This is a genomic window from Anaerotruncus sp. (assembly GCF_057433415.1).
The window spans coordinates 1-23,517 of the sequence record NZ_DBMDHH010000044.1 but is presented as its reverse complement, the minus strand read 5'-3'; the positions used below and the strand labels follow the sequence as shown (position 1 = coordinate 23,517).

Annotated in this window: 21 protein-coding genes; 20 read left to right on the top strand and 1 reads right to left on the bottom strand. The window is 65.6% G+C overall.

The window, feature by feature from the left end; all coding sequences use genetic code 11:
• Positions 1-841 precede the first annotated feature (841 nt).
• From ACZO3G_RS11355 to ACZO3G_RS11260, 20 genes are all read left to right on the top strand, one after another.
• On the top strand, positions 842-1,393 hold the full coding sequence (locus ACZO3G_RS11355) for a hypothetical protein (protein WP_276873092.1): 552 nt from the start codon (positions 842-844) through the stop codon (positions 1,391-1,393).
• Complete coding sequence (locus ACZO3G_RS11350; RefSeq protein WP_276873090.1) at positions 1,390-2,157, top strand: type III pantothenate kinase; 768 nt, start codon at positions 1,390-1,392, stop codon at positions 2,155-2,157. Before ACZO3G_RS11355 ends, ACZO3G_RS11350 begins: the two co-directional genes overlap by 4 nt.
• A 26-nt stretch (positions 2,158-2,183) precedes the next feature.
• A complete protein-coding gene (locus ACZO3G_RS11345) occupies positions 2,184-2,615 on the top strand; it encodes a VOC family protein (RefSeq protein ID WP_101548015.1) in 432 nt (143 codons plus the stop codon).
• 93 nt (positions 2,616-2,708) lie between these two features.
• Positions 2,709-3,296, top strand: a complete 588-nt coding sequence (locus tag ACZO3G_RS11340; RefSeq protein ID WP_276873088.1) for an ECF transporter S component — start codon at positions 2,709-2,711, stop codon at positions 3,294-3,296.
• Between the two features lie 5 nt (positions 3,297-3,301).
• A complete protein-coding gene (locus tag ACZO3G_RS11335; protein ID WP_276873086.1) occupies positions 3,302-4,267 on the top strand; it encodes a P1 family peptidase in 966 nt (321 codons plus the stop codon).
• 252 nt (positions 4,268-4,519) lie between these two features.
• Positions 4,520-6,136, top strand: coding sequence for a response regulator transcription factor (locus ACZO3G_RS11330; RefSeq protein WP_276873084.1), 1,617 nt, complete (start codon positions 4,520-4,522; stop codon positions 6,134-6,136).
• A gap of 15 nt (positions 6,137-6,151) precedes the next feature.
• On the top strand, positions 6,152-7,186 hold the full coding sequence (locus tag ACZO3G_RS11325; RefSeq protein ID WP_101548023.1) for a sensor histidine kinase: 1,035 nt from the start codon (positions 6,152-6,154) through the stop codon (positions 7,184-7,186).
• A 2-nt stretch (positions 7,187-7,188) separates the two neighbouring features.
• Positions 7,189-8,640 (top strand): ATP-binding cassette domain-containing protein, encoded by a 1,452-nt coding sequence (locus ACZO3G_RS11320; protein ID WP_276873081.1) that lies wholly within the window; start codon positions 7,189-7,191, stop codon positions 8,638-8,640.
• A gap of 312 nt (positions 8,641-8,952) precedes the next feature.
• Entirely contained in the window at positions 8,953-10,479 is a 1,527-nt protein-coding gene (locus ACZO3G_RS11315; RefSeq protein ID WP_276873079.1) for a sugar ABC transporter ATP-binding protein, read from the top strand.
• A gap of 26 nt (positions 10,480-10,505) precedes the next feature.
• Entirely contained in the window at positions 10,506-11,525 is a 1,020-nt protein-coding gene (locus tag ACZO3G_RS11310) for an ABC transporter permease (RefSeq protein WP_121587188.1), read from the top strand.
• A gap of 66 nt (positions 11,526-11,591) precedes the next feature.
• Entirely contained in the window at positions 11,592-12,581 is a 990-nt protein-coding gene (locus ACZO3G_RS11305; RefSeq protein ID WP_172439101.1) for a substrate-binding domain-containing protein, read from the top strand.
• Positions 12,582-13,571: 990 nt separating this feature from the next.
• On the top strand, positions 13,572-14,561 hold the full coding sequence (locus ACZO3G_RS11300; protein ID WP_276874647.1) for an ROK family protein: 990 nt from the start codon (positions 13,572-13,574) through the stop codon (positions 14,559-14,561).
• Entirely contained in the window at positions 14,558-15,205 is a 648-nt protein-coding gene (locus ACZO3G_RS11295; RefSeq protein WP_276874649.1) for a D-sedoheptulose-7-phosphate isomerase, read from the top strand. The genes ACZO3G_RS11300 and ACZO3G_RS11295 overlap by 4 nt, the downstream gene beginning before the upstream one ends.
• A 12-nt stretch (positions 15,206-15,217) precedes the next feature.
• Positions 15,218-16,177, top strand: a complete 960-nt coding sequence (locus ACZO3G_RS11290; protein WP_276874652.1) for a type I phosphomannose isomerase catalytic subunit — start codon at positions 15,218-15,220, stop codon at positions 16,175-16,177.
• Positions 16,178-16,188: 11 nt separating this feature from the next.
• Positions 16,189-17,145 (top strand): ROK family protein, encoded by a 957-nt coding sequence (locus tag ACZO3G_RS11285; protein WP_276874661.1) that lies wholly within the window; start codon positions 16,189-16,191, stop codon positions 17,143-17,145.
• Positions 17,146-17,180: 35 nt separating this feature from the next.
• Complete coding sequence (locus ACZO3G_RS11280) at positions 17,181-17,591, top strand: hypothetical protein (protein WP_276874668.1); 411 nt, start codon at positions 17,181-17,183, stop codon at positions 17,589-17,591.
• 139 nt (positions 17,592-17,730) lie between these two features.
• Positions 17,731-18,759: a TAXI family TRAP transporter solute-binding subunit gene (locus ACZO3G_RS11275; protein ID WP_277138705.1), complete on the top strand. Its 1,029-nt coding sequence runs from the start codon at positions 17,731-17,733 to the stop codon at positions 18,757-18,759.
• Positions 18,760-18,867: 108 nt separating this feature from the next.
• Positions 18,868-20,802, top strand: a complete 1,935-nt coding sequence (locus ACZO3G_RS11270) for a TRAP transporter permease (protein ID WP_276873168.1) — start codon at positions 18,868-18,870, stop codon at positions 20,800-20,802.
• A 44-nt stretch (positions 20,803-20,846) separates the two neighbouring features.
• Positions 20,847-22,097 (top strand): Tm-1-like ATP-binding domain-containing protein, encoded by a 1,251-nt coding sequence (locus tag ACZO3G_RS11265; protein WP_276873166.1) that lies wholly within the window; start codon positions 20,847-20,849, stop codon positions 22,095-22,097.
• Positions 22,098-22,134: 37 nt separating this feature from the next.
• Complete coding sequence (locus tag ACZO3G_RS11260) at positions 22,135-22,992, top strand: phosphoenolpyruvate hydrolase family protein (protein ID WP_276873164.1); 858 nt, start codon at positions 22,135-22,137, stop codon at positions 22,990-22,992.
• Positions 22,993-23,086: 94 nt separating this feature from the next.
• On the opposite strand, the gene ACZO3G_RS11255 is transcribed toward ACZO3G_RS11260, so the two are convergent.
• Positions 23,087-23,517: manganese efflux pump (locus tag ACZO3G_RS11255; RefSeq protein ID WP_486847201.1), on the bottom strand; the 431-nt coding region annotated here is incomplete at its 5' end.

The window sequence follows — 23,517 nt, the reverse complement described above, 5'->3', positions numbered from 1 at the left end:
GCGCGTTCCGCCGCGCGCCACGGGTTCCTTTTCGGACGGACGAAAAGGAACCAAAAGTCCGCCTAAGAACCCTCCGCCGGGTTCTTAGGAATCTCCGGGAGTACCTTGCCAGTACCCGCAAACTGCCGTCGCTCCCCACGGGTACACCAGCTGAGGGCTCAATTCAGGTTGCGGGCGCTCCCAACAACCGAAGCCGGATGGCTCGCCAGGGACGCACGGCGGAAAACAACGCCCGGAACGGGCGTTCGCGCGCTTTGCGCGCGTGCGGGGCGTAGCCGCGCAGTTTTCCGCCTCCCCGTGGGCGCTGCGCGCCACGCAAAAGCGACCGTGCCTCCCCAGGCGCATTTCCAGTACGGTTCCGGAGACTCTCGGGCAGAGGCATTGCGCCCGCGGCGCGGCGGCGGGCGGGATGCTGTAGGCTCGTTCGCTCATCCGTGGCGGGGCGCCGCCGACTTTGGCCGAAGGCCAACCGGAGGCGGCACGGGGGTCAAGGGGGCACGGCCCCCTGCGGCTTCTTTCCCCCATTTCTTGTCCGTACAAGAAATGGGGCCGCCCGCCGGGGCGGGACCCGGCAGCTCCGCCGCTTCATGAGCGGCACATCCAAAACCGCCGTCGGTCGGCCGCCGACAAGTACCGCCGCTCCCTGAGCGGCACATCCAACCTCATTATGATCAGTATACCACAAAGCGGAGGGGTTTGAACAGGAATCCGCGCGTAAAATCTCACAAGCGCGTACAGAGGGCACGGCTGGCGGTTTTCCCTTGTAAACGGGGGGCGGATGTGATAAAATTGCGGCAGAAGCGTCGCCCGGCGGCGGGCGTGTGGAGGAGGAGTGCGGCAAATGGCGAACATGGCGACCTGCCCCAACTGCGGACGCCCGGTGAGCGGGCGGGCGCGGCGGTGCGGCTACTGCGGCGAATCGCTGCTTGAGGACTATTTCAGCGCGCCGGGCATGGAGCTCGGCGGGGAAGAGGGCCCCAGCGCGGGCGCGACCGCCGCGACGGTGCTCGGCTCCTTCGGCGCGGTCGCGCTGATCGTGGCGCTCGTCTTCCAGCTGCTCGTGCTCTTCGGGTTTGGGCCGGAGGCGCTCGTCCCGTCCCTCGGCCTGGCCTGGTGGCTGCGCACCCTCGCGATGACCGTCCTTCCGGTTGTGTATCTCGTGCAGCAGCTGCTGCTCGGCGGGCACCGCAAATCGCTGGTGTTTGACGCGGTCTGGCTCTTTCTCGGCATGTGCGGACTGACGACCACGCTGCTCTGCTACCTCGACCGAGGAAGCGCGGCCTTCTACGGCATGACCGCGATCCCATACCTTCTGGTGGTCGGCTGCGCGCTCGTCACTGTGGCCTGCGTCACCGCGATCCTCGCCTACCGGCGGGAGGAGGCGGACGTATGATCCTTTCCGTCGACGTGGGCAACACCAACATCTCCATCGGCGCTTACGAGGCGGAAAACCGCCTCTTCGTCTGCCATATCCTCACCGAGCCGGACAAAACCGAGGTGGAATACGCGATGCTCTTCCACCACATCCTCCACCTGCACCGCCAGCGCGAGCAGGATCTCGAGGGTGCGATCATCTCCTCGGTGGTGCCGCCGCTTTCGCCCGTGCTCAAGGCGGCCCTCCAGCTCTGCGGGGCCGAACGGGTGCTCCAGGTGGGGCCGGGCATCAGGACGGGGCTCAACATCCGCATCGACAATCCCGCGCAGCTCGGCGCGGACTTCGTGGCCGCGGCCATCGGCGCGATGGACCGCTATCCGCTGCCCGCCATCATCGTCGACCTCGGAACAGCGACGAAAATTTCGGTGGTGGACCGCTCCCGCACCTTTATCGGCGGCTCGATCATGCCGGGGGTGAAGGTGTCGCTCGACGCGCTCAGCAACCGGGCGGCGCAGCTTCCCCACATCAGCCTCGAGGGGCCGGTGCCGGTCATCGGCACCAACACGGTCGACAGCATGAAGTCGGGCGTGCTGCTGGGCGCCGCAAGCATGATCGACGGGATGATCGCGCGGTACGAGGAGGCCGCCGGCCCGACGGCCTCGGTCGTCGCGTGCGGCGCGCTAGCCGACGTGGTCGTGCCGCTCTGCCGGCGGGAAATCACCGTCGACAGCACCCTGCGCATCGACGGCCTCTATGCCGCCTGGCGCAAAAACAGCGTCTGATCCGCGAGAAGAAAGGAACCGCCGCGATGAATAAAATCACCTGCATCTGCCTCGGGGTCCGGGATATGGCCGCCGCCGTCCGTTTTTACAGGGACGGCCTGGGCTTCCGGACCGACTGCACGGAGGACTGCCCCGAGGTCATCTTTTTCGATACGCCGGGCACCAAATTCGAGCTCTACCCGCTGGACCTTCTGGCAAAGGACATCTCCGGGACGGCCCCGCCTCCGGTCACGGACGGCTTCGCGGGGATCACACTGGCTTACAATGTGGAGACGCGCGAACAGGTCGACGAGACTGCCGCGCTGGTGGAACAGGCGGGCGGCAGGATCGTAAAGCCGCCCCAGGAGGTCTTTTGGGGCGGTTACCACGCCTATTTTGCCGATTTGGACGGCTACTACTGGGAGGTTGCATGGGGCCCGAATTTCCGCTATGACGAAAACGGGCTCCTGAAATTCTAGCCCCGTCCGGATTTTGCTATTTATTGCGCTGCAATAGATAAATACAACATGCGCTGCATCCCATCCGGGAGCAGCAGCAAGGAGCGAATGACAATGTCCCAGACGACCCGGAAGACCGCACGGCTCGTGCAGTATGCGCTGCTGATGGCACTGCTGGCGGTACTTGGCTTCACACCCCTTGGATTCATCATGGTCCCGCCGGTGTCCATCACGATCCTGCACATCCCCGTCATCCTCGGGGCGGTGCTCTTCGGCCCCGGCTGCGGCGCGCTGCTCGGGTTCGAGTTCGGGCTCATCAGCATGGTCCGCGCCATTATGGCCCCGACCCCGCCGATCGACATGCTCTTTTCCCCGGCCGCCAGCGGCGCGCCGGTCCAGTCGATCGTCATGTGCATCCTTCCGCGCGTCCTACTCGGCGTGATCGCGGGTGCGCTCTTCCTCGCGCTCAAAAAGCTCCTCCGGAAGGAATCTCTTGCCGCGGGGATCTCGGCGGCGGCCGCCGCCGTCTGCCACACGGTCGGGGTGCTCGGCTGCCTGTGGTTTTTCTTCAAGGCCCTGCCGCTGCGCCAGGTCTTTTTGGCCATCGTGGGCGTCAACGGCCTGCTCGAATTGGCCGCCGCCATCCTTTTGACGGCGCTCATCTGCCCGCCGCTGCGGAAATTCCTCAAATCGGGGAGGTAAGCCCTGTGAAGGAAATTGCCATTACAGAGATCGAAAACCTCAAAATCGGCTGCGCGCAGGACCCCGAGGCCGCGACCGGCTGCACCGTGATCCTCTGCGAGCGGGGCGCGCCCGCGGGCGTGGACGTGCGCGGCGGCGGCCCCGCCTCCCGCGAAAGCCAGCTTTTGCAGCCCACCGCCGCCGCCGAGGGCATCCACGCGGTGCTCCTGTCGGGGGGAAGCGCGTTCGGGCTGGGCGCGGCGGACGGCGTGATGCGCTATCTCGCCGGGCGCGGCGTCGGCGTGGATACCGGCGTCCGCCCGGTGCCCCTCGTCTGCGAGAGCTGCCTCTTCGACCTCGGGGTCGGCTCGCCCGACGCGCACCCCGACGCGGAAATGGCCTATGCCGCCTGTCTCGACGCGGAGAAAAACGCCCCGCGCGAGGGGAATTTCGGCGCGGGCGCGGGCGCGACGGTCGGCAAGCTCGGCGGGCCCGCCCGGATGATGAAGTCGGGGCAGGGCTTTTACGCCGTGCGGCTCGGGGAGCTGAAGGTCGGGGCGGTCGCCGCGGTCAACGCCCTGGGGGACGTCTTCGACCCCGACAGCGGCAGAAAGCTCGCGGGCCTGCTCGCCCCGGACAAAAGCGCCTTCGCGGACAGCGAGGAGGCGCTCTTTGCCGACTATTCGAGCAAACAGAACTTCTTCACCGGCAACACGACGCTCGGGTGCGTCGTCACGAACGGGAAATTTGGGAAAGCGCAGATGGCGAAGATCGCGGCGATGGCCCAGAACGGCTACGCGCGTGCCATCCGGCCGGTGCACACGACCGCCGACGGGGACAGCGTCTACGCCCTCTCGGTCGGGGAGGTCGACGCGGACGTCAACGTGGTGGGCACGCTGGCCGCGCGCGTCATGGCGCGCGCCGTCGCCCGCGCCGTGCTGGCCGCCGCGCCCGCCTGCGGGCTTCCGGCCGCGCGCGACTTTATGCCCTAAAGGCGTTCATCCCCGCAAAGCCAAAAAGCCCGCCGGCCCTTCAAAAGGCCGCGGGTGGAAAAGGTCCGGCGTTCCGTGGAGCGCCGGGCCTTTTTGCGGGCGCCCGGCCCTGCTTCAGGCGCATTTTTCTTTGCCTCTTTTATTTTGCAGGAGAAAAAGAACGCGGATTTTGTCGGATTGACAATCCGGAGGGAAGCGGATAAGATAAACTTGGTATGAAATGGAATTGCGGTTTTGGGGGAGGACAAGCGTATGATGAAGGTCATCGTTGCGGACGACGAGGCGAAGGTCTGCCAGCTCATTTGCAGCCTGGTGGACTGGGCGTCGCTCGACATGGAGGTCGCCGGGGTGGCGCACAACGGAATCGAGGCGCTCGAACTCGTGGAGACGCTGCGCCCCGACCTGATCATCACCGACATCCGGATGCCCGGATACGACGGGCTCGAGCTCATCAGCCGCGCCAAGGCGGCCAAGCCCGACCTCGATTTCATCGTCGTGAGCGGCTACCGGCACTTTGAATACGCGCAGAGCGCGATCAAATACGGGGTGAGCGACTACCTGCTAAAGCCGATCAAAAAGGCGGACCTCATCGAGACGCTCCTGCGCACGCGGGAAAAATACCTGCGCCGCACCGAGCAGCTCACGAGCGCCGAACAGCTCAAGATGACCCTCCAGAGCGACATCGACAAATTGCGCGCCGGGCTCTTCGCGAACCTGCTCCTACAGGGGGGCGCGGTCTCGCCCGACGCGGACATCGCGCGGATCAACGCGGACTACCACTTCCACTTCGCGCCCGGGTGCTTCCAGATGTTCGTGGCCAAGCTCGACTGCCCGGCGGACGCCCTCTGCCAGGACGGCATGAAGCTGCTGACCGAACGGCTGGAAAAGGCGCTGCGCGACGCGCTTCAGGAACGCTGCGCCGACCTGGAGATCTGCACGCAGGGCTGCCGCGCCTACGGGATCCTGAACTTCCCCGAGGAGGAGCGCAAGACGGTGCGCAAGCAGCTCAAAAACGCGCTCGACGAGCTGCTGCTCCAGCAGGCGCTCTTCGGCGGCGCGCGGCTCACGATCGGGCTGGGCGCGCCCGCCGCGGAGATCGGCGGCATCGGGGAATCGCTCGCGTCGGCCCAGCGGGCCGCCGCGCAGCGGCTGGTCGAGGGGACCGGCAAGCTGATCGAGGGCGGCGCGCAGGAGGCGGAAACGCTCGACCGCGACGCGCTGCTCGCCGAGTTCAGCAAGAATTTCGAGGCCGCGCTCGAGGTGCTCGACGCCGACGGGGCCGCCGCCGCGATCGCCGCGCTGCGCACCCGCGCGTTCGGCGCGCCGGGGGCTTCGGGACAGGAGCTCTTCCGCCTCGCGGCGGACGCGTGCAGCGTCTACCTCATGCTGCTGCGCAACCACCGGCTCACCGAGGGGGACACGCAGGCGTTCTACGAGCGGTTCACCGGCGAGGCGGACCTCTGCCCCGACGCGGGCGCCCTCTTCGACACCCTCTCGCGGATGGTCGGGGAGTCGCTCGAGGCGGTCGTCCGCGACCGCAGGCAGGCCGACCGCCGCCCCATCCGCGCCGCCAAGCAGTACATCCAGCAGAACTACCGGAGCCCGCTGAGCCTCGAGGAGGTGAGCGGGGTGGTCGGCTTCAGCGCCGCGTATTTTTCCTCCCTCTTCAAAAAGGAGAGCGGCCAGAACTTTCTCGAATACCTCTCGGAGGTGCGGATGAACAAGGCCAAGGAGCTGCTCAAGGAGACGAGCCTCAGCGTCGCGGCGGTGTGCGAGCAGGTCGGCTACAACGACCTCAAGCACTTCACCCAGAGCTTCAAGAAGTTTACCGGCCTCAAGCCCAACGAGTTCCGCAAGCTCTATTCCTGAGGCGGGGGGACCGATATGAAAAAGAAATTCAACCGCTACCTCTCCCACCGCGTCCTCCTGCTCACCCTCGCGGCGGCGGCGTTTTTCGGCTGCTTTCTGATCGCGGCGGCGGTCTATGCGGTGCGGGACGGCGCCCACGCGCTGCTCGCCGCCGTCGGCGCGGCCGGGTTCGCCGCGCTCTGCTACGCGGCCTTCAAATGGGTGTTCCTGCCCTACCAGGAGACGAAAAAGATCCTCCAGCTCTTTGTGGGCGGCTATACGATGCAGGGCATCTACGACCTGCGCTACCCGCTCAGCCCCGAGATGGAGGACGCGGTGCTCCGCCTGCGCGCCCAGCTCAATACCAACGAGCTGATCTCCGCCACCAAAAAGCAGGCCCAGTACCTCGCGCTGCAAAACCAGATCAACCCCCACTTCCTCTACAACACCCTCGAGGGCATCCGCGGCGAGGCGCTCGCGGCCGGGCTGACGAACGTCGCGGAGATGACCGAGGCGCTCGCCACCTTCTTCCGCTACACGATCTCCAACGTCGAGCACCTCGTCACGCTTGAGGACGAGCTCGACAACATCGAAAGCTACTACATCATCCAGCAGTACCGCTTCGGCGAGCGGCTGAGCCTGACCGTCGACTGCGGGGACGAGGACCGCGAGGTGCTCTACAACTACCGCCTGCCCAAGCTGACCCTCCAGCCGATCGTGGAAAACGCCATCTTCCACGGCATCGAGCGCAAGGTGGGGAAGGGGAGCATCCGCATCAAGGTGGAGGCGACCGAAATGCGCCTCATCATCACCGTGTCGGACGACGGGCTCGGCATCGAGCCCGAGCGGCTGCGGGAGCTCACCGAAAAGCTCGGCAAGCCCGCCTTCGACTATGTCAAGCCGGACGGGGAGAAGAAGGGCGGCATCGCGATCGTCAACGTCAACAACCGCATCCGCCTGCTCTTCGGGGAGGAGTACGGCATCAACATCTTCAGCACGGTCGGCATCGGCACCGACGTGGAGATCAACCTGCCGCGCATCACCCACGACGTGAAGATCAAAGGGGCGTAGCCATGAAACAGGAAATCCTGCGGCTCGAGCGGGTGACCCGCATCACCGACGGCGTTACGCAATTGGACAATATGAACCTCCACATCTTCCAGGGGGAGATCATGGGGCTGGTGTGCATCAACTCCCACGGCAAGGAGGCGCTCGTCCGGCTGATCTGCCAGAACCTGCCCATCCACTACGGCTACGTCTACTTCCAGGAGCAGCTCGTCAACAACTACGAGCACAGCTCGATGGGAATGAACCGCGTGTCGGTCATCGAGCAGCGCAGCCGGCTGGTGGAGGATCTGACCGTCGCGGACAACATCTTCGTGCTCCGCCGCGGCTTCAAAAAATACCTGATCGAGCCGCGCGTGCTCGAACGGCAGCTCCGCCGGTTCACCGACGACTTCGGCGTCGAGATCGACGCGGGCGCGCCCGTCTCCCAGCTCTCCTTCTTTGAAAAATGCGTCGTCGAGCTGCTGCGCGCCGTCGTGACCGGGGTGAAGCTCGTCGTCATCCGCGACATCAGCAACTTCATCTCCGCCGCCGACCTCGTCAAAATCCACCGCCTGCTCCGCCACTGCGCAGCGCAGGGGATGAGCTTCCTCTACATCTGCAACCACCACGAGGAGGCGTTCACCATCTGCGACCGCGTCACCCTCATGGAGGACGGCAAGGCGCTCAAGGTGCTCGACCGCCCCGACTTCCGCGACGAGACGGTGCTCCAGTTCTCCTGCGAGTTCTTCCGCGGCAGCGGCGCGGGCGGTCACGGGGAGGCCCCCCGCGACGGCGCGCTCTCCCTTTCGGGGGTGGTCACCGACCAGATGCGCGGCATGAGCTTCACCGCCGGCAGGGGGGAGTGCGTCGTGCTGCTCGACATGAACAACACCGTGCTCTCCGACCTCGTGCGCCTGCTCAGCCGGGGGGCGCAGCCGCAGGAGGGTGAGATCCTCGTGGGCGGCGAGAGCTGGGCGCGCAACGCCCGCAGGCTCAAAAAACAGCTCGGCTTTGTCGGGGAGGACCCCATCCACACCTCCCTCTTCCGCGAGATGAGCTACCTGGACAACCTCTGCTTCTGGCTCGACCGGCGGGAGCCGGCCCTCTGGCTCAACTCCGCCATCCGCAAGAGCATTGTGCGGGAATACGAGCCGCTGGTCGGGGCGGACATCCACGCCCCCGACATCACCGGCCTTTCGCCCGCCTCCCTCTACAGCCTCGTCTACTACCGCGCCCACCTGCTCCACCCGCGGGTACTCTTCTGCGTGCAGCCCTTTTCGGGCGCTGACATGTACCTGCGCCGCCACATCATCGACCTGATCGGCCAGGTCAAGGCGCGCGGCACCGCCGTGGTGCTGCTCGCGGTGAGCATCTCCGACTGCCTGTCGGTCGCCGACCGCCTGCTCGTCGTCGAGCAGGGGAGGCTCAAACGGGAGTATCTCAGCAGTGAATTCCCGCTCTTCCGGGCGGGGCAATAACCCCGGCGCTTCGGCGGCCGCCCATCCGGGCGGCCGCCTTTCGTTCTCCGGGGACCCTCGCCGCGCCCTGGAAAACGGCCCGCCGCCCGGACAAAACCCGCGCCGGATGCGTAAAGGGGCGCGCGGCCGCGAATGTCTTTGTCAGACTGCACAAAAATGAATCGACTGATTTATTGGATATGGACATGAGGCATAAAAACTTCAAAAAATCCCCCCCATAAGACCAAAACCGCCCCCCTTACCGTCCGCGGCGGGGGGTGCTATACTGAAACCGTAACAAGAGCCCGGACATGGGAAAGATAGGTGGATTGGATGCAGGATTATATCGTTGAGATGGAACATATCAACAAGACCTTCCCCGGCGTCAAGGCGCTGGACGACGTCTCCTTCAACCTGCGCGCGGGCGAGGTGATGGCCCTGCTCGGGGAAAACGGCGCGGGAAAGTCCACGCTCATGAAGGTCCTGAGCGGCGTCTACACCCGCGACAGCGGCACGATGAAGCTCTTCAGCCAGGAGATCACCACGGACCTCACCCCCAAAAAGGCGCAGGAGATGGGCGTGGCGATCATCCACCAGGAGCTGAACATGTGCCAGCACCTGACGGTCGCCGAAAACATCTTCCTCGGACGCGAGCGCACCAAATCGGGCGTGCTCTCCGAGCGGGAGATGAAGCGGGAGGCGGGGGCGATCCTCGGCCGCCTGAACATCGACATCGACCCGGACATGGTCGTCGGGGACCTGGCGGTCTCCAAGCAGCAGATGGTCGAGATCGCCAAGGCGCTCTCCACCAACGCGCGGGTGCTCATCATGGATGAGCCGACCTCGGCGCTCACCTCCAAGGAGATCGACGACCTCTTCGTCATCATCCACAAGCTCAGGGACGAGGGATGCGGCATCGTCTACATCTCCCACCGGCTGGAGGAGCTGCAGCACATCGTCGACCGCGTGACGATCATGCGGGACGGCAAATTCATCACAAGCGTCAACTTCGCGGACACCAACATGGAGGAGATCATCGCCAACATGGTCGGCCGCGAGATCAAGGAGAAGTTCCCCAAGGTCCGCTGCGAGCGGGGGAAGAAGATCTTCGAGGTCAGGAACCTCAACGCGGGTCGGATGGTCCGCGACGTGAGCTTCGACATCTACGAGGGCGAGATCGTCGGCATCGCCGGGCTGATGGGCGCGGGGCGCACCGAGACCACCCGGGCGATCTTCGGGGTGGACCCGAAGGAGGGCGGGGAGGTCCTCCTCGACGGAAAGCCCCTCGACATCAAATGCCCGATGGACGCGATCAGGGCGGGAATCGTGCTCGCGCCCGAGGACCGCAAAAAGGACGGGCTGTGCACCAAGCTGTCGATCCGTGAGAACATCGCGCTGCCGAACCTGGATATCCTCTGCAACGGCGCGGGCGTGGTGAACGCGAAGAAGGAGCGGGAGATGGTCGACCGGACGGTCAGGAACCTGACCATCAAGCTCCCGAACGCGGAGGTCAACGCGGCGAGCCTGTCGGGCGGCAACCAGCAGAAGGTGGTCGTCGGCAAGTGGCTGGCGCGCAACTCCCGGGTCGTCATGTTCGACGAGCCGACGCGCGGCATCGACGTCGCCGCGAAGGTGGAGATCTACAACCTCATGAACGAGCTCAAGCAGAACGGCATCGGCGTCTTCTTCGTCTCGTCGGAGATGCCCGAGATCATGGGGTTCGCGGACCGCATCATCGTGATGTGCGACGGCAGGGTCACCGGGGAGCTGATGGTCGGGGAGGCCACCCAGGAAAAGGTCCTCGAATATGCGACCCGCTTTGAAAACAAGCTGCAAAAGGACCGCGCGGCCACCGCGTGACGAAAGAATAGTTGGGAGCGTTCGATATGGAAAGAAAGCAGAGTCCTCTGAAAAAACTCTTCGCGATCCGCGGAATGGGGCAGGTCGTCACCGTCACCGTCGGCCTCGTCATCCTGTGCATCGTCTTCGGCATCCTCAACCCCATGTTCTTCTCGGGGAAGAACGTCGGCAACCTGCTTAGGCAGATCGCGCCGATCCTGATGATCGGCATCGGGCAGTCCTACGTGCTCATCACCGGCAACATCGACCTTTCGATCGGCTCGGTCGTCGGCATGAGCTGCATGATTTCCGCCACCCTCATGACCAAGGGGGTCAACCCGTGGGCGGCGGTCGTCATCACCTTCGTCTGCTGCATCGCGGTCGGCGTCCTCAACGGACAGCTCGTCGCAAACTGCAAGCTGCCCCCCTTCATCGCCACGCTGGGCACCATGACCATCGCGCGCGGCATCGCGCAAATTGTCAACAACAACTATAACACCGACTCGATCGGCGAGGGCGCGCAGGGCTTCCGCGACTTCTTCTACTACGGCAAGCTCGCGGGCGTCTACAACACCATCTGGATCGCCATCGTGCTGTGGCTCGTCTTCAACTTCGTCCTCAGCAAAACCCGTACCGGCCGCCACATCTACGCGGTCGGCAGCAACATCGAGGCGGCGCGCCTGTCGGGCGTCAACGTCATCACCTCCACCACCAAGGCCTACGTCGTCAGTTCGATCTGCGCCTGCGTGGTCGGCCTCGTGACCTGCGCCACCAGCGGCATGGGCACGATGGACGCCGGCAACATGTATGAGATGTACGCGGTCGCCGCGTCGGTCATCGGCGGCGTCTCCACCCTCGGCGGCCAGGGCATCCTGCTCGGCACCGTCATCGGCGCGTCGATCTGGGGCGTGCTCCAGAACGGACTGCAATTCGCGGGCGCGCCGGTCGCCATCCGCAACATCGTCATCGGCATCATCGTCGTGGTCTCCGTCCTGCTCGACGTCGTCGTGCGCAGCGGACGCAAGCCCCGCCGCAAAAAGGAACCCGCCGCCGCAAAGGCCGCCTGAAACCCGAATTAAAGCGGAACTGCTTTAAGGATAAACTGGGACAAAACGTTAGGAGGAATTCGAGAAATGAAAACCAGAATTACCGCGCTGCTCCTGTGCTTCGTCGTTGCGCTGGGCCTGATGGCCGGCTGCTCGAGTGAGAAACCCGCCGCCGAACCCGCGGCTCCCGCCAGCACCGCCGAACCGGCCCCCGCCGATGCCGCCGAGCCCGCAGCGCCTGCCGGCAACTACAAGGTCACCCTGATCACCATGGACCAGATGGACCAGCACTGGGTCAACGTCGACAAGGGCTGCAAAGAGGCCGTCGCCGAGCTGGGCAACGTTGATTACAACTGGCTCGCTCCCGACGTCAAGGACGACGCCAAGCAGATCGAGTGCATCAACAACGCCGTCGCGGGCGGCGCGCAGGCCATCCTGCTCGCGGCCAACGGCCCCGACGCGGTCACCGCTTCCCTGAAAGAGGCTGAGGCCGCCGGCGTCAAGATCGTCTATGTCGACTCCGCCGCCGATTATCCGGGCGTCGCGACGCTGGCCACCGACAACAAGGCCGCCGGCACCACCGCGGGCAACGAGATGATCAAGGCCCTGGAAGCCGCCGGCATCACCGAGGGCAAGATCGGCATTGTCAACGTCAACGCCGCCACCGCTTCCACCGTCGCCCGTGAAGAGGGCTTCCGCGCCGCCTTTGAGGGCACCAAGTTTGAGATCCTCGAGACCCAGTACGGTGACGGCGACGCCGCGAAATCCAAGGATATCGCCGCGAACTACATCACCCAGGGCTGCGTCGGCATCTTCGGCGCGAACGAGGGTTCCACGGTCGGCACCGGCAACGCCATCCAGGAGGCCGGCGGCACCGTCATCGGCGTCGGCTTCGACAAATCCGATACGATCCTCGGCCTCATCAAGAACGGCTTCCTGCTCTGCACCATGGCGCAGAATCCGGACGTCATGGGCCGTGAAGGCGTCAAGGTCGCCGTCAAGGCGCTCTCCGGAGAGACCATCGACCAGACCAACGTCGACACCGGCGTTTCGGTCCTCAACAAAGACACCATCTAATCTCCCAATTCTCTCCCTGCGCGCGGTTTTCCGCGCGCAGGGAAACCCATCCCCGGACGGAAGGTTTCCCATCTGACGCCGGGGCCGGAAACGGGCGGCTTCCGCTGGTCGGGGGCCGCCCATGGATTTTTTCCGCCCTGCGGGCGGTTCTGGATTTGCCGCGCTGCGCCCGGCGGGGCTATCGCGGGAATTGCCGCTTAAAAAGCGGCAAGAATTACGAGCGCGTTCCGCCGCGCACCACGGGTTCCTTTTCGGACGGACGAAAAGGAACGAAAAGTCCGCCTAAGGGGGCTCCACCTTGGGCGGCCTGCCCGGGCTGCGCCCGGAGCGCGCTACGCGCGACGGCCGCTCGCGGGCGCTCCGCCCCGCGACCCCGGCTTGAGTCCGCTGCGCGGACCCGGCCCTGCGGGCCGGAACTCTAAGCGGTATCTCCGGGAGTACCTTGCCATAACCCGCGGACTACCGCCGCTCCCCACGGGTACACAAGCTGAGGGCTCAATTCAGGTTACGGGTGCTCCCAACAGGCGGGAACAGAAGGCGCGGCGAGCTTGCCGGGCAGGGGTTACGCGCATCGGCTTGACCGATCGCGGGGTCAGTTGCGGGCAGGGGCCGCAACTGACGTGCGCCCTGCGCGCGCGGGCGGCTGTACCGCCCGGTTTTCCGCCTCCCCGTGGGCGCTGCGCGCCACGCAAAAGCGGCCGTGCCTCCCCGGGCGCACTTCCGGTACGGTTCCTGAGACTCGCCGGCAGAGGCATTGCGCCCGCGGCGCGGCGGCTGGCGGGATGCTGTAGGCCCGTCCGCTGATCCGTGACAGGGCGCCGCCGACTTTGGCCAAAGGCCAACCGAAGGCGGCGCTGGGGGTCAAGGGGGCATAGCCCCCTGCGGCTTCTTTCCCCCATTTCTTGTCCGTACAAGAAATGGGGCCGCCTGCCGGGGCGGGACCCGGCAACTCCGCCGCTCTCTGAGCGGCAAATCGAAAGGAGAGCACAGATGTATCTAGCCGGTGTCGACATCGGCGGCACCAAATGCGCCGCCTGCATTGGCCGGGCGGACGGCGAGCAGGTGGAGGTGCTCTGCCGCGCCGTTCCCCGCGCCACACGGGAATATACCCCCGCCGGGATGCTCGAGGCCCTCGCGGGGGACCTCCGCGACTGCCTTGCCGCGCTGCCCGCGTGGGAGCGCGCCGAAGGGATCGGCATCAGCTGCGGCGGCCCGCTCGACAGCCGCGCGGGAATCGTGCTCTCGCCGCCCAACCTGCCCGGCTGGGACGCGGTGCCCGCCGCAAAAATCCTGTCGGAGCGCACCGGCCTGCCCGCCTGGCTCTGCAACGACGCCAACGCGGGCGCGCTGGCCGAATGGCAGTACGGCGCGGGGCGGGGCTGCCGCGACCTGGTCTTTCTCACCTTCGGGACGGGGCTCGGCGCGGGCCTCATCCTGGGTGGCAGGCTCTACGAGGGCGCGTCGGGCATGGCGGGTGAGCTCGGCCACATCCGCCTCGAGGCGCACGGGCCCGTCGGCTACGGCAAGGCGGGCTCCTTCGAGGGGTTTTGCAGCGGCGGGGGGATCGCCCAGCTCGCGCGGGCATTTGCGCTCGAGGAGCTCCAGGCGGGGAGAAGCCCCGCCCTCTGTCCCGACATGGCGGCGCTTGCCGCGCTCGACGCGCGCAGGGTGGGGGAGGCGGCCGCCGCGGGCGACCCGCTCGCCCGAAAGATCCTGCGCGAAGCGGGGACCCAGCTCGGGCGGGGGCTTTCTATCATAATCGACATGATGAATCCCAAAAAAATCGTGATTGGCAGCATTTTCGCAAGATGTTATAATGAGATATGGCCGGCGGCGCGGGAGGTCCTCGAACGGGAGGCGCTGCCCGCCGCCCGCGCGGTGTGCGAGGTGCTGCCCAGCGCGCTTTCCGAATCGGTGGGGGATATCGCCGCCCTCTCGGTCGCGCGCTACCACATCGAAACCGCGGAGGAACCGGTATGAAAGAACGCACCAGCCGGCTGACGGACGGCTTTTTCGCGCGCCATGAAGCATTCGGCGCGATCAAAACGGAGATTCTGGGCGCCTGCGGGCTGCTGCTCGACGCCTTCCGGCGAGGCGGCAAGCTGCTCGCCTGTGGGAACGGCGGTTCCTGCGCGGACGCCGATCACATCGTGGGCGAGCTGATGAAGGGCTTTCTGCTCCGCCGCCCGCTGCCCGAGGCGGAACGCGCCGCCTTCGCCGAACAGTTCGGCGGGGAGGGGGCGGCGATCGCCGCGAAGCTCCAGGGCGGGCTGCCCGCCGTCTCCCTCTGCGCGCATGCGGCGCTCATGAGCGCCTTTGAAAACGACGTCGACCCGGCGCTCGTCTACGCGCAGCAGGCATACGCCTACGCGCGGCCGGGGGACGTGTTCCTCGGCCTCAGCACGTCGGGCAACGCGGAAAACGTCCGCGCGGCCGCCATGGCGGCAAAAATCCGGGGCGCAAAGGTGATCGCCTTGACAGGCGAAGGGGGCGGGAAGCTCGCCCCGCTCGCCGACTGCGCGGTCCGCGCGCCCGAACGGGAGACCTACCGCGTGCAGGAATGCCATCTGGCAATCTATCATTTCCTCTGCGCGTATGTGGAATCGGAACTATTTGACGAATGAGGGGGTATCGCCATGCAGCCTTTTCGGCTGACACCCGCCTGTAAGGACTACCTGTGGGGCGGGACCCGGTTGAAGACAGCCTACGGCAAGCGCACCGCGCTGCCGGTCCTGGCCGAGAGCTGGGAGCTTTCGGCCCACCCCGACGGCGACGGCGTGATCGCCTGCGGGGAATTCGCGGGAACACCCTTTTCCCGGTTTGCCGCGGAGCATCCGGAGGCGCTCGGCGGAAACTGCGCGGGCGCGAAGGAGTTCCCGATCCTGATCAAGCTGATCGACGCGGCGCAGTTTTTGTCGATCCAGGTGCACCCGGACGACGATTACGCCCGCCGCGTCGAGGGGGGGCGCGGCAAGACCGAGATGTGGTATGTCGTCAACTGCGAGCCGGACGCCTTCCTCTATTTCGGGTTTGAGCGGGAAATTTCGGCGGAGGAGATGCGCCGGAGGATCGCGAACCACACGATCACCGAGGCGCTCCACAAAGCCCCCGTGCACAAGGGGGACGTCTTCTTCATCGGCGCGGGCACGATCCACGCGATCGGCGCGGGCATCCTGCTCGCGGAGATCCAGCAGAACTCCAACACGACCTACCGCGTCTACGACTTCGGTCGGGTCGGGGCGGACGGGAAGCCGCGGGAGCTGCATGTGGACAAGGCGCTCGACGTGACCCTGCGCGCGCCCGCTCCCGCGGGCGCGCCCGGCGCGGAAATGCTTGCGGAAACGGCGGATTTCCGCCTCAGGCGCCTTGCAAAGTGCGATTACTTTACAGTAGATGCGCTGGCTCTTTCGGGCAATTACCGCCGCGAAATGACAGGCGATTCCTTCGTTTCGGTGCTCTGCACCGAAGGGGGGGCGGCGCTCTCCTGCGGCGGAGAGGAATTCCCGCTGCGCGCGGGGGAGAGCCTCTTTGTCCCGGCGGACGCGCCGGGCTTCGCCCTCGCCGGGAACGGCGAGCTGCTGCTCACAACGGTATAGGAGGAAATGCGATGTATTACATAGGCGTCGATCTGGGCGGGACCAACATCAAGGTGGGGATCGTGGATGCGGAGAGCTGCGCCATCCTCGGGGAGGGGAGCCTGCCGACCGCGCTGCCCCGTCCCGCGGACGAGGTGTGCGCCGACATCGTCCGGGCCGCCGGGGACGCGCTCCATGCGGCCGGGCTGGACCTTTCGCAGGTGCGGGGGATCGGCGTGGGCTGTCCCGGCACCATCAACCCCGAAACCGGCGTCGTGGAGTACTCCAACAACCTCGGCTGGCGCGATTACCCGATGCGCCGCTACCTCAGCGAGGCGCTGGGACTGCCCGTCGCGATGGGCAACGACGCAAACGTCGCCGCCCTCGGCGAGGTGTGCGCCGGCAGTGCCAGGGGCGCTTCCAGCGCGGTCATCGTCACGCTCGGTACCGGCGTGGGCTGCGGGGTGGTGCTCGCGGGCGAGATCCTCACCGGCTACAACTACGCCGCCTCCGAGCTCGGGCACATGGTCATCCGGTACGGCGGACGGCTGTGCACCTGCGGGCGGCACGGCTGCCTTGAGGCCTACGCCTCCGCCACCGGGCTCATCAACCTGACCAACGAGGCGGCCGCCGCCCATCCGGACAGCCGGCTTGCCGCGCTCGCCGCCGCAAACGGCGGCGCGGACGGGCGCACCGCCTTCCTCGCCGCGAAGGAGGGGGACGCCGCCGGACAGGCGGTCGTCGACGCGTACATCGGCTACCTCGCCTGCGGCGTGACCAACATCATCAACATCTTCGAGCCGGAGGTCATCAGCCTCGGCGGCGGCATCGCCAAGGAGGGGGAAACCCTGCTCGCGCCGCTGCGGGAGCGCGCCTACGCCGAAATCTTCGGCGGGCGCGGGGAGAAGTACACCCGCATCACCGCCTGCACCCTCGGCTACAAGGCCGGGATCATCGGCGCGGCCATGCTGGCGCACAAGGACGCCTGATACCAGAGAACAATTTCATTGACAACCGGGCAGCTGTGACAGAGATCGCGGCCGCCCGGTTGTTTTCTTTTTCCGCGCCTGGGGCAAACTGCCGAAAGAGCCCGGCGAAAATTTTGGCAGTTTGCTGGGCGGCGGGGAAAAGCCCGGTCAAAACCGCAAAGAATCCGGCTGCATTTTTAGCTGGAATGGAAAAACTGCGCGCGTTTATGGGTTTTCGACAAGAAAAAGGGGCGAAAAAGGGCAAAACGGATAAGTTTTTCCGTTTATGCCCACCTCTCCGGAATGGAAATTTGGACGATCCCACAAAAATGTGGAAAGATGTCGAGCGGTTTGACGGAGAAACCAGGAAAATGCTTGTGGACTCCTACGAATTGCCTTCCAGAAGATTATGGACATTGCAAGAAAATTCGTCATATAGCCCAAACCTTATTGTAAATTTTAGATAACATGCTATAATCGAGCTAAATAAAAAAGATTGCTTCTATGCAAGGTGCATATATTCCGGCCAATCTTTTTTACATGCTTGCAAGCAGCAGCCGAATGATTCCGTTAATTTCCGATTTGAAAAAAGGAGGAGCTTTTTCCATGAAACGCATCCTTTCCATCCTCTTGTCCGTTGCGCTGGTCTGCCTGCTGGCCGCCTGCGGCGCGCCCGCGCAGCAGGGCGGCGACGCCCCGCAGGCGGACGCGGCGCCCATGCGGGCGCTGCGCCTCGGCACCGGCTCGGTGGGCGGCACCGACAACGTCGCGATCGAGGCGATGTCCTCGGTGGTCAACCGCAACTCCGACATCAAAACCTCCACCGTCACGACAACCGGCGCGGTCGAAATCATCAACCTGCTTGATTCCCGCGAGCTCGAGGGCGGCTACACCGGCTCGATCAACCTTGTGCAGGCGCTGCGCGGCGAGGAGCCCTTCCAGAAGGAGATCCCCGCCAGCTCGATGCTCCAGGCGTTCGGGTTCGTCTCCTGGCGGCTGCCGGTGCTGACCGTCGCGGGCAGCGGCATCGAGAGCTACGAGGACCTGCGCGGCAAAAAAATGGCCTTCCCCGACGTGGGCTCCGCCTCGACCGAGGTGCTCAAGATCGTCCTGCGGGAAGCGGGCGTCCTCGACGACGTGAACATCGAATATTTCACCTGGAGCGACGGCTTCTCCGCGCTCAAGGACGGCCGCGTCGACGCGTGCGTCGGCACCTGGGGCAACGGCGTGCCGCCGGCGGGCATCATCGAGCTGCTCACCGTGCGCGACATCAACATCCTCTCCCTCCCGCCCGAGGTCGGCGCTAAAATCCACGAGATCAACCCCGGCATCATGGCGCAGGATCTGACCCACGCGGAGTGCGACATCATCCCCGAGGGCGATCCCAGGCTCTCCCCGGTCAATGCGGGCGTCATGATCTTCCACGCCGACGTGCCGGAGGAATCGGTCTATGAGTTCACCAGGGCGTGCATCTCCAACATTGAGGAGCTGGGCAAGATCACCCAGGACCTGAAGCCTCTCAAGGACTACGTCACGAGCGTCTGCGTCGAGGACGTGCCCTTCCACCCGGGCGCCGCGCGCGCGCTCAAGGAAGCGGGGCTGTGGGACGACCGCTTCACCGTCTACGGCGAATAACCGAACCACGACCCGCCGCCCGGAGGACCGGGCGGCGGAGCGGGCGGGCTCGTACCGCGCTGTGGAAGAGGGCCGGAAGGCCCGCCCGCAAGGAAAAAGGAGGCATCCATGCAACAGCGTAACCTGCCCGGCGATTACAGCCGGCGCAACCGTACGATCGACCGGCTGACCACCGTCACGGCCATCCTGATGAGCGTCTACCACTTCGTCTCGGCGCAGAAGCTGCTGGTCTTTTCGGACATCCATGTGGCGATCCACATCTGCTTCGCGCTGGTGATCGTCTTTTTGCAGAAGATGAAGCTCGACGACAGGCGCCACCCGGTCGAAAATTCACTGCTCGCCGCGCTCGCGCTGGCGAGCGTGGGCGTGACCATCTTTATCGCCGCCAACTACGAGGCCTTCAAAACCTCGATGGGGCAGAACCCGCCGGGCAAGGTGCTCTCGGGCGCCATCCTGCTCGCCGTGCTGATGATCGGCACCTACCTCACCTGGGGCAAAACGATCCCCATCATCGTGCTGATCGCGCTGGCCTACGGCTATTTCGGCCCCTATATGCCCGGGTTCCTCTACCACGGGGGACTCAGCCTCGACCGGGTCATCACCTATTCCACCACCAATTTTACCGGCGTGTTCGGCATGCTGGGGACCATCTCGGCCAACACGATCGTGCTCTTTTCGATCTTCGCGGGGCTCATGCAGGCGTTCGGCGCGCTCGACGCGATCATGAACGTCGCCATGGCCGCCAGCGGCAAGGTCCGTTCGGGCGCGGCGCAGGTCGCCGTGCTCAGCAGCGGGCTGGTCGGCTCGGTGACGGGCAGCGTCGCCGCCAATATCTCGATGACGGGCGCGGTGTCCATCCCGCTCATGAAAAAACGCGGCTACCCGCCCGAGTTCGCGGGAGCGTGCGAGGCGGCCGCCTCCACCGGCGGCGCGATCCTGCCGCCCGTCATGAACGCGGCGGCCTTCATCATCGCCTCGTGGACGAGCACCCCCTACATCAAGATCGCGCTGATCGGCGTGGCGCCCGCGCTGCTCTACTACTTCGGCATCTCGCTGAGCATCTACATCAAGGCGATCAAGCTGGGGGACAAAAAGAACGAGGACGACGCGCTCCCGCACTTTAAAAAGGCGTTTCTGGAGTTCGTGATCTACATCATCCCGCTCATCGTCCTGGTCGTCTTCCTCGTCAAGATGTATTCCCCGCAGGTCTCCCTCTTCTACGCGATCCTCGCGCTGCTGCTCGTCGGGCTGATCCAGCAGGTGCGCGGGAGCGGGCTTGCCGGCTGCGTCCGCGGGTTCGTCCGCAAGACGCTCGACGGGCTGGCGATCGGCTCCAAGTCGATGGCGATGATCGCGGTGGTCATGGCGATCATGGGCGTGGTCGTCCAGATCCTGACCGCCACCGGCCTGCCCTCCAAGATCTCGCAGTTCGTCATCACGCTGGCGGGGGACAACCTCTTCCTGCTCGCGCTCTTCGTCGCGATCACCTGCCTCATCTTCGGCATGGGCATGCCCGCAGCGCCCGCCTATATCCTCGCGGCGCTGCTCGGCGCGCCCGCGCTGACCGCCTTCGGGGTCCCGCTGCTCGCGGCGCATTTCTTCGTCTTCTACTACGGCGAGCTCTCCGCGGTGACGCCGCCCGTCGCGATCGGCGCGCTCGTGGCCTCGGGGCTCGCAAAGGGCGACTTCATGAAAACCAGCCTCATCTCCATGCGGCTGGCGGTCTGCGGCTTCGCCATCCCCTTCATGTTCATCTTCCGGCCGGAAATCCTGCTGATGGGCACCCTGTGGGAATTCGTCTGGAGCATCCTGATGGTCATGGTCTTTGCGTTCGCCTGCGTGATCTTCTTTGAAAACTTCTTCCTGGAGAAGCTGATCCTGCCCGAACGCATCGGCGCGGCGGCCGCCGCCTTCTGCTGCATCTGGCCGCATTTCGCCTTCGATTTCGTCGGCCTGGCGCTTATCGCGCTGGTCGTCGCGTCCCACCTCTGCCGGCACCGGCGCGCAGCCCGCGCACAGGGCGCGGAAGGACCGGCCGCCTGACCGGGCGGCCCGGAAAATATTGGGGAAAGGCGGAAATCTACCGGATGGACGCACACAAAAAGATCGTAATCTGTTCCACCCTCGACACCAAGGGGGAGGAGACCCTCTACCTCAAGGCGCAGCTCGAGGAGCGCGGCGCGCAGGTGAGCATCATCGACATCGGGCTCAAGCGCACGGCGCGCAGCTTCCCGGTCCAGTTCACGCAGGACCAGGTTGCAGAGAGCGCGGGCAGCTCGTTTGCCTCGGTGGAGAACATCCTCTCCCGGTTCGAGGCGTCGAAAATCATGATGGAGGGGCTCTTGAGCATCACCCAGAAGCTCTGCCGCGAGGGCAACCTCGACGGGATGATGTCGCTGGGCGGCTCGGGGGGCACCACCATCGCGAGCTACGCGATGCAGAACCTGCCGCTGGGCATCCCGAAGATCATCGTCGGCACGATGGCCTCGGGCAACACGGTGCCCTACGTGCAGGGGCAGGACATCCTGCTCATCAACTCGGTGGCGGACATCCAGAGCATCAACTTTTTGACCGAATACATCCTCGGGCAGGCGGCCGCCGTGATGTGCGCGATGATCGACGGGCCCAAGATCGCCCGCCACAAGAAAAAGGCGATCGGCATCACCGGGTTCGGCGTGACCACCCCCTGCGTCCAGCGCTGCAAGGAGCTGCTCGAGGAGATGGGGTATGAAATCGTGATCTTCCACGCGCGGGGCGTCTCGGGCGGAAAGATCATGGAGAAGATGATCCGCGAACGGTTTTTCGCGGGGGTGCTCGACATCACGACCACCGAGCTCGCGGACGAGGTCGGCGGGGGCGCCTACGCGATCGGCCCGGAGCGGCTGCGGGGCGGGGTGGAGACGAACATCCCCTACATTGTGGTGCCGGGCGCGCTCGAAATGATCAACATCGGCCCGGAGGAGCAGCTGCGCCCCGAGCAGGCGGACAAGGTCCGCTACTATCACAATCCGAGCCTTCTCAAGATCCGCGCCGACAAGCGGGACATGCGGGCGCTGGCCGAGCTCTTCGTCCACAGGCTCGGGGACGCGGCGGGCAACACCCGGCTGATCATCCCCACGCAGGGATTTTCCGAGATCGACAAGGCGGGCAACGTCTTCTACGACCCGGAGACCGACGCGGTCTTCACCAGCGAGGTCAAGGCGAAGATGCCCCCGCAGGTCCCTGTCATAACAAAGGACTGCCATCTCAACGACCCCGCCTTCGCCGAACTGCTTGTGCGGGAGCTCATCCGCATGATCGACTGGGACGCGGTCCGCAGGGGAGAGGCGCACGCCTGACCCCGCCGCGGTCCCGGAACTGTAAGGAGATTTGCCAATGCAAGGAACGAAAATCAACCGCGACACCATCCTCGAAAACCTGCGCGCCGAGATCGCCGCGGGCCGCCCGATCATCGGGAGCGGCGCGGGCGTGGGGCTGATCGGCCGGATCGTCGACCGCGCGGGCATCGACCTGATCGTCGTCTATAACTCGGGACATTTCCGCATGAACGGCTACAGCTCGATTCTGGGGAACCTCCCGGTCGGGGACGCCAACGCAATGGTGCTCGAGATGGGGGAGGAACTCATCATCAACGCCGTCCGCCGCGCGCCGGTCATCGGCGGCATCTTCGGCGTCGACCCCACCCGCGACATGCGCCGCTTCCTCGAGCGGATGGCCGACGTCGGGTACTCGGGGGTCATCAACTATCCCACCGTCGGCAAGATGAACGGCCGCCTGCGCTACGAGCTGGAACACGTCGGGCTCGGGCTCGACCGGGAGATCGCCACCATGCGCATGGCCGCCGACATGGGTTTTCTGACGCTCGCCTATGTCTTCTGCCCCGAGGACGCCCGGCGCTACGCCGCGGCGGGCGCGGACGTGCTCGTCTCCCACGCGGGGCTGACGCAGGGCGGGGACATCGGGCTCCAGTCGGACGGCACCCTCGAGGAATCGATGGAAAAGACCGAGGCGATCCTGCGGGCCGGGCTCGAAGAGAACCCCGGCATCATCCCCCTCTGCCACGGCGGCGCGATCATCTCGCCCGACGACGCCCGCGCCGTCTTCCGCCAGACCTCCGCGGTCGGGTTCATCGGCGCGTCAAGCATCGAACGCATCCCGGTGGAGCAGATCGTCTCCCGGACGGTCGAGAGCTTCAAAAGCCTGCCGCTGGACGAGGCGGCGGACCCGGCATAAAAACGCATCAAAAAAGGGGAGGCCGCCAAACCGGCGGGCCTCCCCTTTTGCCTTTCCGCTGTGGAAATCCGTATGGGAATGTGGTATCATGGGGTTACACCACAAGCCGCGCGGCGCCGAGCGCCGCGAGCAGCAGGCCCGAAAGGACGCCCAGCGCCCGTTTGGGGACGGGCAGGCGGGAGAGCCGCTTGCCCACGGCCTCGCCGAGCGCGAGGCAGGCGGTCTGCGTCACGCCGACGGCCAGCGGCAGCCAGAGGGAGCCCACGCCCGCGAGCGCGAGCCCGATGCCCGCGCCGAGCATGTCGACCGAGAGGGAGAAGCCGAGCAGCAGCGCCTCGCCCAGGTCGATCGAGCCCGAGTTGTCGAGGTCGCCCGCCGACGGCTCCCGGACGACTAAGATCGTCAGCCCCAGCGCGTGGAACCGCTTTTGCAGCGGCGGCTTTTCCGGGGCGGGGGAGGACTCCCGCGCGGGCAGCAGGGAACGGACCGCCGCGCCCGCGCCGAGCTTCTCCCGGTCGTAGATGG